At 72.2% G+C, this 18883-nt stretch carries 16 protein-coding genes and 1 pseudogene; 4 read left to right on the top strand and 13 right to left on the bottom strand.

Annotation, left to right across the window (positions count from 1 at the left end; translation table 11 throughout):
- Window positions 1-2: 2 nt before the first annotated feature.
- Window positions 3-1496 (bottom strand): acyl-CoA synthetase, encoded by a 1494-nt coding sequence (locus StrepF001_RS08605; protein ID WP_129797705.1) that lies wholly within the window; start codon window positions 1494-1496, stop codon window positions 3-5.
- A gap of 137 nt (window positions 1497-1633) precedes the next feature.
- Here StrepF001_RS08605 and StrepF001_RS08600 point away from each other — a divergent pair, with 137 nt between their 5' ends.
- Complete coding sequence (locus StrepF001_RS08600) at window positions 1634-2200, top strand: antibiotic biosynthesis monooxygenase (protein ID WP_129797704.1); 567 nt, start codon at window positions 1634-1636, stop codon at window positions 2198-2200.
- Here StrepF001_RS08600 and StrepF001_RS47350 read toward each other — a convergent pair.
- The 3 genes and pseudogenes from StrepF001_RS47350 to StrepF001_RS08585 all read right to left on the bottom strand — a co-directional run.
- A pseudogene (locus StrepF001_RS47350) lies at window positions 2199-2294 on the bottom strand (chloramphenicol phosphotransferase); the annotation flags it as partial. The gene StrepF001_RS08600 and the pseudogene StrepF001_RS47350 overlap by 2 nt on opposite strands.
- A 3-nt stretch (window positions 2295-2297) precedes the next feature.
- Window positions 2298-3851 carry an acyl-CoA synthetase gene (locus StrepF001_RS08590; protein ID WP_129797703.1) on the bottom strand — a complete coding sequence of 518 codons (1554 nt, stop codon included), beginning with the start codon at window positions 3849-3851 and terminating at the stop codon, window positions 2298-2300.
- Window positions 3848-4957 (bottom strand): nitronate monooxygenase, encoded by a 1110-nt coding sequence (locus tag StrepF001_RS08585; protein ID WP_129797702.1) that lies wholly within the window; start codon window positions 4955-4957, stop codon window positions 3848-3850. Before StrepF001_RS08585 ends, StrepF001_RS08590 begins: the two co-directional genes overlap by 4 nt.
- Before the next feature lie 180 nt (window positions 4958-5137).
- Between StrepF001_RS08585 and StrepF001_RS08580 the strand changes: the two genes are divergently transcribed.
- Window positions 5138-6913, top strand: coding sequence for a serine hydrolase domain-containing protein (locus StrepF001_RS08580; protein ID WP_129797701.1), 1776 nt, complete (start codon window positions 5138-5140; stop codon window positions 6911-6913).
- Between the two features lie 92 nt (window positions 6914-7005).
- On the opposite strand, the gene StrepF001_RS08575 is transcribed toward StrepF001_RS08580, so the two are convergent.
- The 5 genes from StrepF001_RS08575 to StrepF001_RS08555 all read right to left on the bottom strand — a co-directional run bounded on the left by StrepF001_RS08575 (window position 7006) and on the right by StrepF001_RS08555 (window position 13428).
- Entirely contained in the window at window positions 7006-8583 is a 1578-nt protein-coding gene (locus StrepF001_RS08575; protein WP_206306799.1) for an NAD(P)/FAD-dependent oxidoreductase, read from the bottom strand.
- Window positions 8584-8635: 52 nt separating this feature from the next.
- Window positions 8636-10861, bottom strand: a complete 2226-nt coding sequence (locus StrepF001_RS08570) for a serine/threonine-protein kinase (protein WP_129797700.1) — start codon at window positions 10859-10861, stop codon at window positions 8636-8638.
- Entirely contained in the window at window positions 10843-11769 is a 927-nt protein-coding gene (locus StrepF001_RS08565) for an oxygenase MpaB family protein (RefSeq protein WP_129797699.1), read from the bottom strand. Before StrepF001_RS08565 ends, StrepF001_RS08570 begins: the two co-directional genes overlap by 19 nt.
- Before the next feature lie 9 nt (window positions 11770-11778).
- Entirely contained in the window at window positions 11779-12957 is a 1179-nt protein-coding gene (locus tag StrepF001_RS08560) for an acyl-CoA dehydrogenase family protein (RefSeq protein ID WP_129797698.1), read from the bottom strand.
- Between the two features lie 102 nt (window positions 12958-13059).
- A complete protein-coding gene (locus StrepF001_RS08555) occupies window positions 13060-13428 on the bottom strand; it encodes a ferredoxin (RefSeq protein ID WP_129797697.1) in 369 nt (122 codons plus the stop codon).
- Between the two features lie 162 nt (window positions 13429-13590).
- Here StrepF001_RS08555 and StrepF001_RS08550 point away from each other — a divergent pair, with 162 nt between their 5' ends.
- Window positions 13591-13956 carry a DUF6479 family protein gene (locus tag StrepF001_RS08550; protein ID WP_206306798.1) on the top strand — a complete coding sequence of 122 codons (366 nt, stop codon included), beginning with the start codon at window positions 13591-13593 and terminating at the stop codon, window positions 13954-13956.
- Window positions 13957-14001: 45 nt separating this feature from the next.
- Window positions 14002-14352 (top strand): hypothetical protein, encoded by a 351-nt coding sequence (locus StrepF001_RS08545; protein ID WP_129797696.1) that lies wholly within the window; start codon window positions 14002-14004, stop codon window positions 14350-14352.
- Window positions 14353-14458: 106 nt separating this feature from the next.
- On the opposite strand, the gene StrepF001_RS08540 is transcribed toward StrepF001_RS08545, so the two are convergent.
- The 4 genes from StrepF001_RS08540 to StrepF001_RS08525 form a co-directional block, all read right to left on the bottom strand.
- Window positions 14459-14914: an RpiB/LacA/LacB family sugar-phosphate isomerase gene (locus tag StrepF001_RS08540; protein ID WP_129797695.1), complete on the bottom strand. Its 456-nt coding sequence runs from the start codon at window positions 14912-14914 to the stop codon at window positions 14459-14461.
- A gap of 36 nt (window positions 14915-14950) precedes the next feature.
- Window positions 14951-15373: a PPOX class F420-dependent oxidoreductase gene (locus tag StrepF001_RS08535; protein ID WP_129797694.1), complete on the bottom strand. Its 423-nt coding sequence runs from the start codon at window positions 15371-15373 to the stop codon at window positions 14951-14953.
- Between the two features lie 50 nt (window positions 15374-15423).
- Window positions 15424-16326 (bottom strand): NAD(P)-dependent oxidoreductase, encoded by a 903-nt coding sequence (locus StrepF001_RS08530; protein WP_129797693.1) that lies wholly within the window; start codon window positions 16324-16326, stop codon window positions 15424-15426.
- Window positions 16327-16389: 63 nt separating this feature from the next.
- A complete protein-coding gene (locus tag StrepF001_RS08525; RefSeq protein ID WP_129797692.1) occupies window positions 16390-18759 on the bottom strand; it encodes a glycosyl hydrolase family 65 protein in 2370 nt (789 codons plus the stop codon).
- Between the last annotated feature and the right edge of the window lie 124 nt (window positions 18760-18883).

Genomic DNA, 18883 nt, shown 5'->3' with positions numbered 1-18883 from the left:
CCTCAGCTGAAGCGGTCCCGGAGCTCCCGCTTGAGGATCTTGCCGCTGGAGTTGCGCGGAAGTTCGTCCACGAAGAGGACGCGCTTCGGTGCCTTGAACGGGGCCAGTTTCTCGCGGGCGTGGGCGATGAGTTCGGCCTCCGTGACCTCCCCGCGGGGTACGACGACCGCGGTGACGGCCTCGACCCACTTCTCGTCGGGCAGGCCGACGACGGCGACCTCGGCGACGGACTCGTGGGTGTAGAGGGCGTCCTCGACCTGGCGTGAAGCGACCAGGACACCACCGGAGTTGATGACGTCCTTCACCCGGTCGACGATCGTGAAGTAGCCGTCCTGGTCGCGTACCGCGAGGTCGCCGGAGTGGAACCAGCCGTCACGGAAGGCCTCGGCGGTCTCGTCCGGCTTGTTCCAGTAGCCCTCGCACAACTGCGGGGAGCGGTAGACGATTTCGCCCGGTGTTCCGTCGGGCGCGTCCTTGCCGTTCTCGTCGACCACCCGGGCGTCCACGAAGAGCACCGGCCGGCCGCAGGAGTCCATGCGGCCCTCGTGCTCGTCGGGGCCGAGGACGGTGGCGAGGGGACCGATCTCGCTCTGGCCGAAGCAGTTGTAGAAGGCCAGCTTCGGGAGGCGTTCGCGCAGGCGTTCCAGGACGGGGACCGGCATGATCGACGCGCCGTAGTACGCCTTGCGCAGCCCGCTGAGGTCGCGGGTGGTGAAGTCGGGGCGGTTCGTCAGGCCGATCCACACGGTGGGCGGGGCGAACACACTGTCCACGCGCCCGGCCTCGATCAGGTCGAAGAGCCGGTCGCCGTCCGGCGCGTCGAGGATGATGTTCGTCGCGCCGACCGCCAGGTAGGGCAGCAGGAAGACATGCATCTGCGCCGAGTGGTACAGCGGCAGCGCGTGCACGGGCCGGTCGCCGGCGCTGAGGTCGAGGGCGGTGATCGCGCTGAGGTACTCATGCACCAGGGCGCGGTGCGTCATCATCGCGCCCTTCGGCAGGGCCGTCGTACCGGAGGTGTACAGCAGCTGCGTCAGGTCCTCGCTGCGCGGTTCCGGACCGTCGTACGGCGCCGCCGCGGGCAGCCGGCTCAGCAGCGAGTCGTCCGCGTCCCGCAGCGGCAGCACGTCCACGGTGTCCGGCAGTCGGGAGGCCAGGTCGGGGTCGGCGAGGACCAGGGAGCTCTCCGACTGGCCGACGATGTACGCCAGGTCGTCGCCGGTCAGGTTCTGGTTCACCGGCACGTGCACCAGGCCCGCGCGGGCGCAGGCGAGGAAGGCGATGAGGTAGGCGTCGGAGTTGTGACCGTAGGCTCCGACCCGGTCGCCGGGGGTGAGTCCCCGGTCGAGGAGCACGCCGGCCGCCCGGGAGACGGCGTCGTCGAGCTCCTCGTACGTCCAGCGGCGGTCGCGGAAGTCGACCGCGACGCGTGCCGGGGTGCGGTGGGCGCTGCGCCGCAGCACCCCGTCGACCGTGCTGCCGTGTCCGGGCGTCATGGCACCCGATCCTCGGGCGACCGCCGGGGGAGGTCAAGCCGCCCGCCCGTCGATTCTGTCCTCACGATGACCGCCGGCACCTTGATCACCCACGGCCACGAGGCATGACCGCGCCGTACGTGGGACACGTGGTGAGCATGAGTACCACCGGAGTACGGCGGGGCGAGCCGGTCACCACGGTCCTCACCTGGGAGGTGCGCCCCGGTCGGGAGCAGGAGTTCGAGGAGTGGACGCACGGAATCACCCGCTGCGCCAGACGGTTCCCGGGCAACGAGGGCGTCTCGTGGCTGCGTCCCGAGAAGGGGCACCGCTTCCACGCGGTGCTGCGCTGGTCCGATCCGCATCGGCTGGCCGCGTGGCTGGGGTCGGACGAACGGGCGGAATGGCACGCGCGGATCGCGGACGTCGCCAGGGAGATCAGCAGCGAACGGCAGTCGACGTCCGGGATGGAGACCTGGTTCAGTCTGCCCGGCACCACCGTGCAGGCCCCGCCCCGCTGGAAGATGGTGCTCACCACGTTCCTGGGTGCCTATCCGTTCACGCTGCTGATCCAGTGGCTGGTGACGCCCCACACGGATGCCTGGCCCCTGCCGCTGCGGGCCGCCGTCTTCCCGCTGGTGCTGCTGCCGACGCTGACGTACCTGGTGATGCCACGGCTGAGCCGCCTGCTGCGGCATTGGCTGTATCCTCCGCCGGATCAGTGAGTCCGCCCGGAGCCTTCTGCCACCGCTGCCGGGACGCCGCTCCGCCGAGGAAGACATCATCGACGGTGATCCTGGCGCCTGCACGGGCCGTCGCCGTTCACACGGGACGGGTACGCCCCTCCCAGTACGGCTCCCGCAGCCGCCGTTTGTACAGCTTGCCGTTGGGGTCGCGGGGCATCTCGGCGATGAAGTCGACGCTCTTGGGCCGTTTGTAGCCGGCGAGGTGTGCGGCGCAGTGGTCGAGCAGGGCGGCGGCCAGCGCGGGGCCCGGCTCCCGGCCCGGGGCCGGTTCGACGACGGCCTTCACCTCCTCGCCCCAGTCGTCGTGCGGGATGCCGAAGGCGGCGGCGTCGGCGACGGCGGGGTGGGCGAGCAGGGCCGACTCGATCTCGGCGGGGTAGATGTTGACGCCGCCCGAGATGATGAGGTCGATCTTGCGGTCGCGCAGGAAGAGGTAGCCGTCCTCGTCGAGCACGCCGAGGTCGCCGACGGTGAAGAAGTCGCCGATGCGGTTCTTCCGCGTCTTCGCCTCGTCCTTGTGGTAGCTGAAGCCGCCCGTGGTCATCTTCATGTAGACGGTGCCGAGTTCGCCGGGCGGGAGCCGGTTGCCGGCGTCGTCGAAGATCGCGAGTTCGCTGATGGGCCAGGCCTTGCCGACGGTGCCGGGTTTCTTCAGCCAGTCCTCGGTCGTGGCGAAGGCGCCGCCGCCCTCGCTGGCCGCGTAGTACTCCTCCACGCAGTCGCCCCACCAGTCGATCATGGCCCGTTTCACATGGTCGGGGCAGGGGGCGGCGCCGTGGATGGCGTGCCGCATGGCGGAGACGTCGTAGCGCGCCTTCACGTCGTCGGGGAGGGCCAGCAGCCGGTGGAACTGGGTCGGGACCATGTGGGTGTGCGTGCACCGGTGGGCGTCGATGAGGCGGAGCATCTCCTGCGGGGTCCACTTGTCCATGAGGACCAGCTGGTGCCCGATGTGCAGGGACGCGCCCGCGAACTGGAGGACGGCCGTGTGGTAGAGCGGCGAGCAGACCAGGTGCACGTTGTCGTCGAAGGGCCTGATGCCGAAGATGCCGAGGAAGCCGCCGAGGTAGGCCTCTTCGGGGAGCTTGCCGGGCAGCGGGCGCCGGATGCCGCGCGGGCGGCCCGTCGTACCCGAGGTGTAGTTCATGACCCAGCCGAGGGTGCGGTCGGCGGGTGCCGACTCCGGTTGCCCGTCGAGGAGTCGGTCATACGGGCGGAAGCCCTCGACCTCGCCGACGGCGTACCGGTGGGTGGGCGGGAGGCCGGCCTCGTCGGCGGCGCGGCGGGCCGGTCCGGCGAAACGCTCGTGGGCGAGGAGGACCTTGGCACCGGAGTCGGAGACGATCCAGGCGATCTCGGGGCCGACGAGGTGGTGGTTGACGGGGACGAGGTAGAAGCCGGCCTGGGTGGCGGCCAGGTACGCGGTGAAGAACTCGGCCGAGTTGGGGAGGACGACGGCGAAGGCGTCGCCGCGTTCCATCCCGGCCGCGCGCAGGCCGTGGACGAGGCGGTTGGCGGCGGCGTGCAGACGTCCGGCGGTCCACTGCTCGCCGTCCGGCGCGATCAGGACCGTGCGGCCGGGGTCCTGGGTGGCCTGGGCCCAGAAACCGGCAGGGGGTGTGCTCGTCACCGGCCGCTCCTTCCGGCGATGCGGTTGATGCGGTCCACGGCCTGCTCGAAGCCGCGGGTGAGGTCGTCGAAGACGGCCTGGACGCTGCGCTCGCTGGTCATCCGGCCGACGATCTGGCCGACCGGCGTGCCGAGCAGCGGTTCCACCTCGTACCTCTGGATGCGCGACACCGCGTCGGCGACCAGCAGACCCTGCAGCGGCATGGGCAGGGTGCCCGGTCCGGCGGGGTCGTCCCAGGCGTCGGTCCACTCGGTGCGCAGCTGGCGGGCGGGCTTTCCGGTCAGGGCGCGGGAGCGGACGGTGTCGCCGGACTCTGCGGCGAGCAGTTTGCGGGTCAGGGCGGGCGAGTGGAGGTCGGCCTCGGTGGTGGTCAGCCAGATGGAGCCCGTCCACACTCCCTGGGCGCCGAGGGCGAGCGCGGCGGCCGCCTGCTGTCCGCTGCCGATGCCGCCGGCAGCCAGCACGGGCAGCGGGCCGACGGCGTCGACGACCTCGGGGGTGAGCACCATGGAGGCGATCTCGCCGGTGTGGCCGCCCGCCTCGTAGCCCTGGGCCACGACGATGTCGATGCCGGCGTCCTTGTGCTTGCGTGCGTGCCGGGCGCTGCCCGCGAGCGCGGCGACCAGCACGTCCCGGTCGTGGGCGCGGGCGATGACGTCGGCGGGTGGTGAGCCGAGGGCGTTGGCGAGCAGCCTGATCGGGTAGTCGAAGGCGACGTCGAGCTGGGTGCGGGCGACCTGCTCCATCCAGCCGGTGATGCGCCATCCCGAGGCCTCGCCGTCCGGGAGTTCGGGCACCCCGTGCTTGGCGAGGGTGTCCGCCACGAACTGCCGGTGTCCCTGCGGGATCATCGCCTCGACGTCGGCCTCCGTGACGCCTTCGACCTTCTTCGCGGGCATGACGACGTCCAGGCCGTAGGGCCTGCCCTCGGCGTGGGCCTCGATCCAGTCGAGGTCGCGCTTGAGGTCGTCGGGGGCCGTGTAGCGGACCGCGCCGAGCACTCCGAAGCCGCCGGCCCGGCTGATGGCGGCGGCGACGGCGGGGAACGGCGTGAAGCCGAAGACGGCGTACTCGACTCCCAGTTTCTTGCTCAGCTCCGTCTGCATGGGCGCAGGATGCCGCAGCCCGGCGGACGGCGGAAGAGGTTTTCTGACGTCCCGTCAGATTTTTGGTCACCTCATGCGGCCCGCATGCCCCATTGACACATCCCGCGCCTGACAGGAAAGTTTCACTCCGCAAGGCGGTCACGAAAAATACTTTCACGCTTGCGTACGGGAGGGTCCTCGATGGGCGAAGAGATGGCGACCGGGCTCACGCGCCGTCAACTGGGAACGCGGACCCTCGCCTTGGGCGGCGCTCTCGCCCTGGCACCCTTCCCGGCGGGACCGGCCGCGGCCGCCCCGGCAGCATCGAGTCACCCGACCCTGCGCCACGGCTCGCCCGAACGCGCGGGGCTGCTCCCCGCCCACCTGCGCCAACTCGTCACCGACGCCGAGGCGTTCCTCGGCGCCTCCCCCAAGTACCCCTGGTACGCCGGTGCCGTGCTGCTCGCCGGGCGCGGCGGCACCGTGGCGCTGCACGAGCCGATCGGGATGGCGGTGCGCTATGCCGCATACGACGAGAAGACCGACACCGGCGTCGAGTTCCCGGCCGGGGAGCAGATCCCGATGGCCGAGGACACCGTCTTCGACCTCGCATCCGTGTCCAAGCTGTTCACCTCCATCCTTGCCGTGCAGCAGATCGAGCGGGGGACGCTGGAGCTGGAGGCCGCTGTCGCCTCGTACCTGCCGGACTTCGCGGGCGGTGGCAAGCAGGACATCACGGTCCGTCAACTGCTGACGCACACCTCGGGGTTCCGTGCGTGGATACCGCTGTACAACGCGCCGACGTACGAGGAGAAGCTCCAGCTCATCTGGAACGAGGCGCCGCTCAACGCACCGGGAACCACCTACCTCTACTCGGACCTCAACCTGATCTCCCTCCAGCTCGTCCTGGAGAAGATCACCGCTCGCACTCTGGATGCCCTGCTCCACGACGAGATCACCGCTCCACTCGGGATGCACCGCACTCGTTTCAACCCGCCCGCCTCCTGGAAGCCGCGGATCGCCGCCACGGAGGACGCCCGAAAGCCCTGGTCGGGGCTGGACCGTGGCCTGGTGTGGGGCGAGGTGCACGACGAGAACGCCTTCGGCCTCGGCGGCGTCGCGGGCCACGCGGGAGTGTTCTCCAACGCGTGGGACCTGGCCGTGCTGGGCCGCACGCTGCTCAACGGCGGCCGCTACGGCCGGGAGCGCATCCTGCGGCCGGAGTCGGTGGAGCTGATGTTCACCGACTTCAACACCGCCTTCCCCGGGGACGAGCACGGCCTCGGCTTCGAGCTCTACCAGCACTGGTACATGGGGGCGATGGCCACCCCGCGCACGGCGGGGCACACCGGCTTCACCGGCACCTCACTCGTCCTCGACCCGACAACCGACTCGTTCCTCGTCGTCCTCGGCAACTCCGTGCACCCCGTGCGCAGTTGGCGTTCCGGCTCCGCGCCCCGGGTCGCCGCCGCGAACAACCTGGCGCGCGCCGTACCGGTCCGCCCGGCGCGAGGACGTACCGCCTGGTTCTCCGGGATGGCGAACGCGACGACCGCAACCCTCACGCTGCCCGCACTCGACACGTCCTCGGGCGGGGCACGGCTGCGCTGCGCCCTGTGGTGGGACACCGAACCGCGGGCCGACGGGCTCGTCCTCGAGTCCTCCGCGGACGGCGGCGACACCTGGCAGCCGGTCCCGTTCACGACGGCACGCCACGGCGAGGAACCCGAGGCCCACCCGGCCGGCCTGGCCACCGGATGGTCGGGACGCGTCTGGCACCGGCTGGCGGCGGACCTCCCGGCGGCCCCACGGCTCGCGCTGCGCTGGCGGTACACCACCGACCGGCTGTACGTCGGCCGTGGCGCCTACGTCGACGCCCTGCAGGTCGAGGCCGGCCGCACCGTCCTCTTCGACGAGGCGCGCCCTGCCGACGCGGCCCGCATCACGGCGACGGGCTGGACCGCTTCCGCCGGCTGACGGCCCGCGAAGCCCCGGCTCACCCCGGTCCGGTCGGCCCCGTCCGCCCCGGGACAACGCAGCGAAGCCGTCGGCCACCGCCGCACCGGGCGTCACCCGGCGAGGCCGTCGGCTCCCTCCAGCACCGCCATCGCCGCGTTGTGCCCGGGCACCCCGCTGACCCCGCCGCCGCGCACCGCGCCCGCCCCGCACAGCAGCACATTGGCGTGCCGGGTCTCCACGCCCCAGCGGCCGGTGCTCTCCTGGACGTACGGCCAGGACAGTTCGCGGTGGAAGATGTTGCCGCCGGGCAGCCGCAGCTCCCGCTCCAGGTCGAGCGGGGTCCTGGCCTCGATGCACGGCCGGCCGTCGGCGTCGGTGGCCAGGCAGTCGGCGAGGGGCTCGGCCAGGTGGGCGTCGAGCTGGTCGACGGTCGCCTTCAGCAGCGCTTCGCGCACGGCGTCGTTGTCCCGGGCGAACAGGCGAGCGGGGGTGTGCAGGCCGAACAGGGTGAGGGTCTGGTAGCCCCGCTCGACCAGATCCGGGGCGAGGATCGTCGGGTCGGTCAGGGAGTGGCAGTAGATCTCGGACGGCGGAGCGCCGGGCAGTTCACCGGCCGCGGCCTGGGCGTACGCGGTGGCCAACTGCTCGTATCCCTCGGCGATGTGGAAGGTGCCGGCGAATGCCTCGCGTGGGTCGACCGACGTGTCGCGCAGTCGCGGCAGCCGCTTGAGCAGCATGTTGACCTTCAGCTGGGCGCCCTCCGCGGGGGCGGGCGGAGTGTCACCGGTGAGCGCGGCCAGCTCCTGCGGCGAGGCGTTCACCAGGACGTGCCGGGCGACGGCGACGCCTTCCCCGTCGTGGGTGCGGTAGGTGACCTCGGCGGTGCTGCCGTCGGTGGCGATCCGCAGCGCCTCGTGCCCGGTGGCGATGACGGCGCCCGCCCGGCGGGCCGCGTCGGTCAGCGCGCCGGTCACGGCACCCATGCCGCCGACCGGTACGTCCCAGTCGCCGGTGCCGCCGCCGATCACGTGGTAGAGGAAGCAGCGGTTCTGCCGGAGTTCGGTGTCATGGGCATCGGCGAAGGTGCCGATCAGCGCGTCGGTGAGGACCACACCGCGGACCAGGTCGTCGGTGAAGTGGTGCTCGACGGCGACGCCGATCGGCTCTTCGAAGAGCATCCGCCAGGCGTCCTCGTCGTCGATCCGGCGGCGCAGTTCGTCCCGGGTGGGCAGCGGCTCGGTCAGCGTGGGGAACACGGCTCGGGCGACGCGTGCGGTCCTGCCGTAGAAGCGCTGCCAGGCCTCGTACTCGCGCTCGCCGCCGGTCAGCCGGGCGAAGGCCTCGCGGGTCCGCTGCTCGCCGCCGCCCACGAGCAGGCCGCTCGGACGGCCGCCGCGCTGGACAGGCGTGTACGAGGAGATCGTGCGGGTGCGCAGGCGGACGTCCAGGCCGAGGTCCCGGACGATCTTCTGCGGGAGCAGGCTGACCAGGTACGAGTAGCGCGACAGCCGGGCGTCGACGCCGGGGAAGGGGCGGGTGGAGACGGCGGCGCCCCCGGTGTGGTCCAGCCGTTCCAGCACCAGGACCGACCGTCCGGCCCGGGCCAGGTAGGCGGCGGCGACCAGGCCGTTGTGGCCGCCGCCGACGATGACGGCGTCGTACGCGCGATGTCCCTCGTGTTCAGGCATGGCTCTTCGTAACACGGAGTGATCCGAATCGGCCAGAGCAGGCCGGTGCGGATCACGCGTCGCCGGCCGCCCGCTGCCGGCGCAGCACCGCGACCCTGCGGTACAGCTCGACCGCCTCCTGTCCGCGGCCGAGCTGTTCCAGGCAGTGGGCCTCGTCGTTGCGGCTGGCGAGGGTGTCGGGGTGGTCCGGGCCGAGGACGCGTTCGCGGGCGGCGGCCACCGCGCGGTACTGGGCCAGCGCGTCCGCCCAGCGGCCGAGCCAGCCCAGGCCGACCGCGACCTCGCGGCGGCTGACCAGGGTGTCGGGATGATCCGGGCCGAGGACGCGTTCGCGGATCGCGCCCACGTCGCGGGACTCGGCGAGGGCCTCCTCCCAGCGGCCGAGGCGGCCGAGGTTGATGCCGAGGCCGTGCCGGGCGCGCAGGGTCTCGGGGTGGTCGGGGCCGTGCACACGGGTGCGGTCGTCGACCAGGTCGCGGTACAGCTTCAGCGCGTCCGTGCTGCGGCCGAGGCGGCCGAGGCTGATGCCGATCTCGTAGCGGGCGGCGAGGGTGTCGGGGTGGTCCGGGCCCAGGGCCTGGGCGCGGGCCTCGGCGACCTCGCGATAGGTCTCCAGCGCCTCCGGCCAGCGGCCCAACTGGCCCAGCGCGTAGGCGACCTCGTAGCGGGTGACCAGGGTGTCGGGGTGGCCGGGTCCGAGCACCCGGGCGCGCGCGGCGGCGACGTCGGACGCCATGCGGTACGAGTCCTCCAGGCGTCCCAGCCTGCTGAGGTTGAAGGCGAGGTTGTGCCGGCAGCGCAGGGTGTCGGGGTGGTCGGGGCCCATCGTGCGCTCCCGGGCGGCGAGCACCCGCGTGTACTCCTGGTGCGCGTCGAAGGGCCGCCCCGACTGGCCCAGCACGTAGGCCGTTTCCTGCCGGGCGGCGAGGGTGTCGGCGTGGTCGGCGCCGAGCACGCGCTCCCGGGCCCGGGCGACGTGCGTGTACTCGCGCAGCGCGTCGGCCGCCCGTCCGGTGCGGCTGAGGGTGAAGGCGATCTCGTAGCGGCTGGCGAGGGTGTCGGGGTGGTCCGGGCCGAGGAGGTGCTCGCGTTCGGCGGCGACCGCGCGGTGCACTTCGCCCGCCTCGGCCCAGCGGCCCAGCCGCCCCAGGCTCAGGCCCGCGTTGTGGCGGCCGGCCAGGGCCGTGAGCACCTCCGTGGACGGGGTGGGTGGTGTGTCCGGGACGGGGGCGGGGATGCGGTCCGTGCCCGGGCGGGCGATCCACTCGCTGGTGAGCGCGGCGCCGGCGTCCGGCGGTGTGGTGCGCAGCGCGGCACCGGCCGCCTTGTGGCCGGTGGTCATGCCGCGGGTCCAGGACGGCAGCCGCGGTTCGCGGGCCGCCGGTTCGGGCGGCTGCGCGGTGGCGACCGTCGGCACGTAAGGGGGCGTGGTGGCGCCCGCGCTGATCCTTTGCCCCAGTTCGGCGGCGTCGCGCGGACGTTGCTCCGGAAGCTTGGCCAGCAGATCCAGGATGATCTGCTCGAGGTAGGCCGGCAGCTCGGCACGGTGGGTGCGCGGTGGCGCGGGCGGCGTGTCGCGGTGGCCGACGAGGATCGCCCAGGCGTCGTCGAGGTCGAACGGCGGTACCCCGGTGGCGAGTTCGTACAGCACGCACCCCAGCGAGTACAGGTCGCTGCGCTGGTCGACCTCGTCCCCGCCGATCTGCTCCGGCGACATGTAGTGCGGGGTGCCCATCGCGACACCGGTGCCGGTCAGCCGGGAGGTGAAGCCGATGTCGGCCCCGAGGCGGGCGATGCCGAAGTCGCAGATCTTCACCGTGCCGTCGGTCAGCCGCACGATGTTGGCGGGTTTCAGATCCCGGTGCACGATGCCCTGCCGGTGTGTGTAGGCGAGGGCCGCGGCCACCTGGTCGGCGATGTCGACGATGTCGGGTACGGGCAGCGGATGGTGCTTGTTGTCCTCCAGGAGCTGGCTGAGGTTGCGGCCCTGCAGCAGTTCCATGACGAGGAAGAGGACGCCGTCGGACTCGCCGAAGTCGTGGACGACGGTCACGCCGCGGTGCTGGAGCGCGGCCGCCACCCGGGCCTCGCGGCGAAACCTTTCCCGCAGGACCCGGGTGAAGGACTGGTCGTGGTGCGGGCCGAGGGGCTTGAGGCACTTCACGGCGACGTGCCGGCCGAGCGACTCGTCGCGCGCCCGCCACACCTCGCCCATGCCCCCGCGCCCGATCAGGTCCAGCAGCCGGTACCGGCCCTGGATCAGCCTGGTCTCCCCCATCGCGTGCCGTCGCCCCCGTCGCTGTGAGCCGCGCCCTCCCCTGGCCCGTCCAGTATGGCGACCTGTGGTTCGAGTTTGTACGGTGCCGGGCGGGCGTCGGGGCCGAGTCGCGCCATCGCCCGCAGGATGTGCCGGGGCGGGAGTTGCCAGCGCACCCGGGCGGGAACGGCGCGCAGCAGGGTGCCGGTGAGCCGCAGGTGGCGGGTGACGGTCTCGGGTGCGGGGGCCGCACGCCCGTACAGCTCGTGGGCGTACGGTGGCAGGGAGGCGTACGCCAGTCGGGCCACGCGCCGCCACAGCAGCTCGCGCGCCGGTACCAGCAGCGGGTGCGTCGGCGGCCGGCGCAGGAAGTCGTCGACGTCCCGCGCCTCGGGCCCGGCGGTGAGTTCGGGCCGCACCTTCTCGAAGTAGGCGGCCATCTCCGCCCGGTCGGCGGGTACGGCGGCCGGGTCGAGGCCCACCAGGCGGGCGCTGACCCGGTGTTCGGCGATGTAGCGGTCGGCCTGGGCGTCGGTGAGCGGGTAGCCGGAGCGGCGCAGGACGTGCAGGTAGGAGTCGATCTCGGCGCAGTGCACCCACAGCAGCAGGCCGGGTTCGTCGATCCCGTATTCCTGACCCGTCTCCGGATCGGTCGCCGTGAGCATGCTGTGGATCTTCCGGACCCGGGCGCCCGCCCGCTCGGCCGCCTCGGTGGTGCCGTACGTCGTGGTGCCGACGAAGCTCGCGGTGCGCATGAGCCGCCCCCAGGCGTCACGCCGGAAGTCGGAGTTCTGCATGACGCCGCGCACCGCACGCGGGTGCAGCGCCTGGAGGTAGAGCGCGCGGATACCGGCGACCCACATCATGGGGTCGCCGTGCATCTGCCAGGTCACCGACCGTGGAGTGAACAGCCCCGGATCACCCGCCATGCGGGCAGGTTAGCGCCGTACCCGCGGCATCCCCAGACCGATCCACGAGATGATCTCCCGCTGGATCTCGTTGTTGCCGCCGCCGAAGGTGAAGATGACGGCGGAGCGGTAGCCGCGCTCCAGTTCGCCGTGGAGGACCGCACCGGCCGAGCCTTCCTGGAGGGCTCCCGTGGCGCCCACGATCTCCATGAGCCAGGCGTAGGCGTCACGGCGCGCCTCGGAGCCGTACACCTTGACGGCGGAGGCGTCCTGCGGCGTGAGGGTGCCGTGTTGGAGGGCGCTGACCATCTGCCAGTTGAGGAGCTTCAGGGCGTCCAGTCGGGTGTGGGTCTGCGCCAGCCGGCGGCGCACCCAGGGCAGGTCGATCACCCGGCGGCCGTCGGTGAGCTTGGTCTGCCGGGCCCAGCGCCGGACGTCGTGCAGGGCGCGGATGGCCATGGTGCCGTGCGCGGCCAGGGTGACGCGTTCGTGGTTGAGCTGGTTGGTGATCAGCCGCCAGCCCTGGTTCTCCTCGCCGACCCGGCGGGAGACGGGGACGCGGATGTTCTCGTAGTAGCTGGCCGTGGTGTCGTGCCCGGCGAGGGTGTGGATGACGGTGCAGGAGTAGCCGGGGTCGGTGGTCGGCACGAGGAGCATGGTGATGCCCCGGTGCGCCGGGGCGTTCGGGTCGGTGCGCACGGCCAGCCACACCCAGTCGGCGGTGTCGCCGTTGGTGGTCCAGATCTTGTGGCCGTTGACGACGTACTGGTCGCCGTCCCACACGGCGCGCGTCTTCAGGGAGGCCAGGTCCGTACCGGCGTCGGGCTCGCTGTAGCCGATCGCGAAGTCGATCTCGCCGGAGAGGATCCGCGGCAGGAAGTACGCCTTCTGCTCCGCCGTGCCGTACTGCATGATCGTCGGGCCGACGGTGTTCAGCGCCATCAGCGGCAGCGGTACGCCCGCCTGCGCGGCCTCGTCGAAGAAGACGAACTGCTCCGTCGGGGTCAGCCCGCGCCCGCCGTACTCCTTGGGCCAGCCCACGCCGAGCCAGCCGTCCGCGCCGAGGCGTCGGACGGTCTCGCGGTAGAACCGCTTCTGCGCGGCCCGGTCGGCGTGCCTCAGGTGGGCGTTGTCCGGCACCAGCTCGGCGAAGTAGGCGCGCAGTTCGGTGCGCAGCCGCTGCTGCTCGGGCGTGTAGTCGAGATGCACGGCGCCTCCAGGCTCCCCAAGGCCGGTCCTGACGGCGCACACGGTAGAACGTGTTTCAGTAATTGGGAATGGCGGTGGACCGTGCAGTCTTCGAGGCTCACCTCACCCCAGCGTGTTCAGGAAGTCCGTGCAGACCCGGGCGCAGGCGCGGCAGGCCGCCGAGGCGTCCTCGACGCCCGGCCGGCCGTCGAAGACGCGGGCGGACTCCAGGCACTGGGCCCGGCACCACTCCAGCTGGGTGCGCATCCCGGCTTCTTCGACGAGGTTCTGTTCGGCCAGCACCCGGCAGGTCGCGTCGCACACCTCCGCGCACATGATCCCTTGACGTCGTACGAGTTCCTGCTCCTCGGTTCCGTCCGGATCGACCAGGCTCGCGCGCAGCGCGCACACCCGGGCACACTCCGTGCACGCCTGCGCACAGGCGAAGCGGTCCTCCAGGAAACGGAAGAGCTCCTGCTGCGATGTCGTCACATGTCGCGGGTAGCCGTGACACACCGCACCAAACCCGGCGCGGGACGCGGGTCCGGTTTCCGCCCCTGCTCGCGGGAACCCGTCGCACCCGAGCACGGACGACCGGGAGGCGGAACAGACGCCCAGCCGGTTGACCGCCACTTTAGGGGGTATTTGTCCGATATGAGTAACGCATCGATGCAGATCGCCGCGCCGAGCGGCCTGCTCAGTCTCGCGCTGTTCGTGATCGCTGTCGCCGTCCTGGCGCTGCTGGCGGGCAGCTTCTGGTACGGCAACCGGATCAAGCTGAGCGAGCCCCCGCGCCCACGCCCCGAGGAGCAGCCGCATCTGCCGCCGGAGGGCCCGGTCCACGAGATCCGGGAGAACCGCGAGCCCGACGAGGTCCCCAAGATCCCCAAGGGCGGTCGCCCGCTCACGCCGTACGAGCTGAGCAACATGCAGACCCGGCCGAGCACGTCGAAGGAACGGCCCCGCTGGAGCCGCGGCAGCAGCGGATCGTTCGGCGGAGGAGGTCTCGGGGCGCACTGAGCCGCGGCGGACGCACGAAGGAGACGTCCCGAGGAGGGGAAGATCATGGCCGGCCCCGGCCGCAGCACCCTGCCGCTGCCCGACTACGACCATCTGCCGATCGGCGGGCTGGAGGCCCGGGTGCGTTCACTGACCGCCGAGGAGGTGGAGGAACTCCTCGCCCACGAGCGGACGCACGCGGATCGTGTGCCGGTGACCGAACTGCTGACCGCACGCCTCGAGCAGCTGAAGGCGGGCGCCGAGCCGACGTACGGCGACCCGGCGGCTCTGCGTCCCGAGCAGGGCGAAGGCCGCACCGGCTCGCCGGTGTCGCCCGCGACCTCGCCCGAGCCGTTCGGCCCACCGCCGCACGGCACACCCGACCAGCGCGGCAAGCCGAAGGGCGACCGCACGTAGGGCCTGTCCGGCGGATCAGGCCGGCTCCAACGGGCGGCCACCCACCGATCAGCCGCGTGAACAACCCTGCGGGTCAATACACCTAGGGCACCTTCGGGGCCGGCCGTCAGCGGCCGGCCCCGCGGTTGTCCATCCGGCCGATGCGGGCCACGTTCTCCCGGTCGTCGGCGTCCTCGCTGGGCTCGCCGGCGAACCAGGCGTCGAGGATCTCCTTCAGCAGCGCCTCCGAGGTCAGCCGCAGGCTCAGCGCCAGCACGTTGGCGTCGTTCCAGCGGCGGGCGCCGTCGGCCGTGCAGGCGTCCGTGCACAGGGCGGCCCGTACACCGGGCACCTTGTTCGCGGCGATCGAGGCGCCCGTGCCGGTCCAGCAGCACACGACCGCCTGGTCGGACGTCCCGTCGGCCACGTCCTGCGCGGCCGCCGCCGAGCACGCCGCCCACTGTGGGTCGTCGCCGTCGCGCAACGCCCCGTGCGTGCGCACCTCGTGGCCGCGCCCGCGCAGTTCCGTGACCAGCAGGCGGGCCACGGGTTCAGCCATGTCCGAGGAGACGGAGATCCGCATGCCTCGGAGCCTACGCCGACCCTGAGGGGCCGGTCGTCACGGGGACGCCTGTTCGCTGTCCTTCAGCGCGCCCCAGCCGTGCCAGCGGTCGACCTCGATCCAGGCGCTGACCCTGGCGCGGACCCGGTCCGGGTAGGGACTGCCCGTGTAGTGCCGGGAGAGGCGGTCGATGTCGGCCAGTCCCTCGTCCTCCTTCAGTTCGGTCGCGCGGCCGATGAGGGTCACGTGCGTGTACCAGTTGTCCTTGTCGAGGACGGTCAGGGTCACCCGCGGGTCGCGGCGCAGGTGCTTCAGGCGGACGCGGCCCTCGTCCATGCTGATCAGCACCCGGCCGTCGTCCCACACGTACCAGGTGGGTGTGGAGACCGGCGTGCCGTCGGCGCGCAGGGTGGCCATGACACACGGGTTGGCGCGGCGCAGCAGGGCATCGGCCTCGGCCGGCAGCGGTGGCTTGGACATCCGAACCTCTCAGTGACGTGCTGACGTGCTGGTTTCCGGGAGCCCTGCACTCAGGCGGACCGATCTCCCTCGAAGTCCCCGTCGAAGCTGGCGAAGTAGGCGGCGGCCATGTCCTCGTCGCCGTGTCCCTGGGCGGCGGCGCGGGCGAGGCGTTCGGCGCTCGCGGCGGCCACGTCCAGGCGGATGCCGTGCCGCTCCCCCGCCTCGACGATCAGACGGGCGTCCTTGACGGCGGTCGCGACCGCGAACTGGGCCGGGGACAGCCGGTCGTCCAGGATCAGCCCCGCCTTGACGCGCAGATAGCCCATGTCGAGCGGACCGCCGTCGATGGCGTCGAAGAAGCTCTGCGGGTTCACGTCGAGCGCCTTCGACAGGGCCAGGACCTCGCCGACCGCGTTGGTGGCGGCGATGACCCAGCTGTTGGCGACCAGCTTGAGGCGGGTGGCGGTGCCGGCCGCTCCGTCGTCACCGGTCCACACGGTCCGGGCGCCGACGGCGTCGAAGACCGGCGTGACCGTCTCCCGGCTCTCGCTCGGCCCCGCCGCGAGGACCAGCAGCTGTCCGGCCTCGGCGGGCTGGCGGGTGCCGAGCACCGGGGCGTCGTAGAAGACCAGCTCGTGGTCGCGGGCGAAGGCGGCCAGGTCGCCGATCGCCGCGATACCGGCGGTGGTCGACTGCACCCATGCGGTGCCGGGACGCAGCGCCGGGGCCGCGTCCCGCATGACCTCCAGAGCGGAGGCACCGTCGTACAGCATCGTCAGGACGACGTCGGCGCCCTGGACGGCCTCGGCGGGGGTGGCCCCGACGTGCGTGCCGTCGGCGGCCAGCGGGGCGGCCTTGTCGGGGGTGCGGTTCCAGACGCGGACGGTGTGCCCGGCCCTGGCCAGATTGCGGGCCATGGCGGCGCCCATGATCCCGGTGCCCAGGACACTCACGGTGAGCGTGTCGGTCATGACGTCACCTTCCTGTCGTTCTGCGGTGCGGTGGTTGTCGCTGGTGGGGAAGGCGGCCGGCGCTCACTCCGGGAGCATCAGCCGGCCCGTCTCGCCCGGTTCGAGACGTACCGCGCGGTCCGGCAACCGTACGTCGACCGGGGCCGTGTCGGAGGAGGGCACGGTGATCTCGAGCTGGCCGTGCCGGAGCCGCACCCGTACTCCCCAGTTGCCCTGGTAGCGCAGGTTGAAGCCGTAGGAGGACAGCTCGGGCAGCGGGACGGGGTCGAGCCACAGCGCGCCGCCGCGGGTCTCCAGGCCGGTCAGTCCGCGCTGGACCAGGTCGAGGGTGCCGGCCATTGCGCCCAGGTGGATGCCCTCGCCGGTGGTGCCGCCCTGCACGTCGGCGATGTCGCCCCGCAGGGCCTCCTGGCAGAACTGCCAGGCCTCGGCGCGCCGGGCGCGGGCCAGGATCCAGCCGTGCACGAGGCCGCTGAGGGTGGAGCCGTGGCTGGTGCGGTGCAGGTAGTAGTCGACGGTGCGGTGCCAGGTCTCCTCGTCCAGCCGCAGTCCCAACCGGCGGAACATTCCCTGCAGTTCCGCCGGTGAGAACAGGTAGCCGAGCATCAGGACGTCGGCCTGCTTGGAGGCCTGGTAGCGGTTGACCGTGTCGCCCTCGGCCTCCAGGATCCGGTCCAGCCGCCGGATGTCGCCGTACTCCTGCCGGTAGCGGTGCCAGTCGAGTTCGGCGAGATCGCCGTAGCCGTCGAACTGGCTGATGACACCGTCGTGGAACGGCACGTGGAGGGTGCGGGACACCTCCTCCCACCGCTGGAGTTCGTCGTCGTCGAGCCCGGTGCGCTCGGCGAGTTCGCGGCGCCGCGGTTCGGGCAGGCCGTCCAGCAGCTCCAGGGTGCGGCTGAGTACCCAGGAGGCGGTGACGTTGGTGTAGGCGTTGTCGTCGAGTCCGGGCCGCTGTGCGTCGGGGTAGGCGTCGTGGTACTCGTCGGGTCCTACCACGCCCTTGATGCGGTGCCGTCCGAGTCCCTCGTCGTAGCCGGCCACGTCCGCCCAGAAGCGGGCGATCTGGAGCAGCATCTCGGCGGCCTTGGTGTGCAGGAACTCGATGTCGCCGCTCGCCTCGCAGTACTCCCACACGTTGTACGCGATCGCCGAACCGACGTGGTACTGAAGCCGGGAGTGGTCCGGCAGCCAGCGGCCCGAGCGCGGGTTGAGGTGCAGTTCCTGGGTCTCCTCCCGGCCGTCGCTGCCGCTCTGCCAGGGGTACATCGCGCCCCTGCGGCCCACGGCGCGGGCGGCGGTGCAGGCCTGTTCGAGGCGGCGGTGGCGGTAGTGCAGGAGGGCGCGGGAGACCTCGGGGAAGTGCAGGTTGAGGTAGGGCAGGACGAACAGCTCGTCCCAGAAGACATGGCCGCGGTAGGCCTCGCCGTGCAGTCCACGGGCGGGCACACCGACGTCGAGGTCGGCAGTGTACGGGGAGAGCGTCTGCAGGACGTGGAAGAGGTGCAGCCGCAGGATGCGGCCCGCCTCACCGGGGACGTCGAGGTCGGCGCGGCGCCACAGCTGGGCCCAGGCGGTGCGGTGGGAGCGGAGCAGGTCGTCGAAGCCGGGGGCCCGGCCGACCCGGGCGACGGCGGCGTGCAGCGGGTCGCTGATGGCGGGGTCGCGGGAGGTGTGCAGGGCGACGGTCTTGTCGACGGTGGCGGTGCGGCCGGGCGCCAGCTGCAGCCGGGTCCGCTGGGTGGTGCGCGGGCGGGCGTGCCGGATCGAGAGGGGCCCGTCGGCGGTGAGGCGGGAGGCCATGCCGATGCGGATGTCGGAGGTGCGGGTGCGGCAGCGCAGCCAGACCGTGTCGTGTTCGGCGGTTCCGGATTGCTGGTGCGTCAGGTGGCGGCCGTCCAGGTCCCGGTAGCGCGGCACTCCGGCGTTGGTGACACCGCCGTCGAGGGCGGCCTCGACATGGAGTTCGCCGGAGAAGCCGTCGGCGGTGAACTCGGTGCGCAGTGCGGCCAGGTGCGGGTCGGCCATGTGCACCAGCCGCTGCTGCCGCACGGTCAGCGCCCGCCCGTTGCCGAACGCGTATCGGGTCAGGCGCTCCAGCACGCCCGAGGACAGGTGCAGCACCATGCGGTGTTCGAGCACGGTCGCGGTGTCGGGGGTGAGCCAGGGGCGGCCGCGCAGGCGGAAGCGCAGCGGCAGCCAGTTGGGCACGTTGACCATGTCCTCGTTCTCGACCATGCGGCCGGCCACATCGGAGGTGAGCCGGTTGTAGCACCCCGCCACATACGTCCCCGGGTAGTGCACATCGTCCGCGGCGCACTCCGGCAGGGCGCCACGGGTGGCGAAGTAGCCGTTTCCCAGTGTGCACAACGACTCCCGCAGTCGCTCGTCCGCGGCCTCGTAGCCCTCGTACTCCCAGGTCCAGCCCGTCACGTCGGCACTCCTCCCGCAGCAGGCAGCTCGCCGGGATCTCGTACGAGGATCCCGGCACCGTCCCCCAGCAGTGTCTCCCGGGGCCGGGCCGGGCAGTGCGGCCCACGCCGCGGACGAGGGGGAG

This window comes from Streptomyces sp. F001 (assembly GCF_004187715.1).
GTDB lineage: Bacteria > Actinomycetota > Actinomycetes > Streptomycetales > Streptomycetaceae > Streptomyces > Streptomyces flavusporus.
This window is presented reverse-complemented; position numbering and strand designations above follow the sequence as displayed.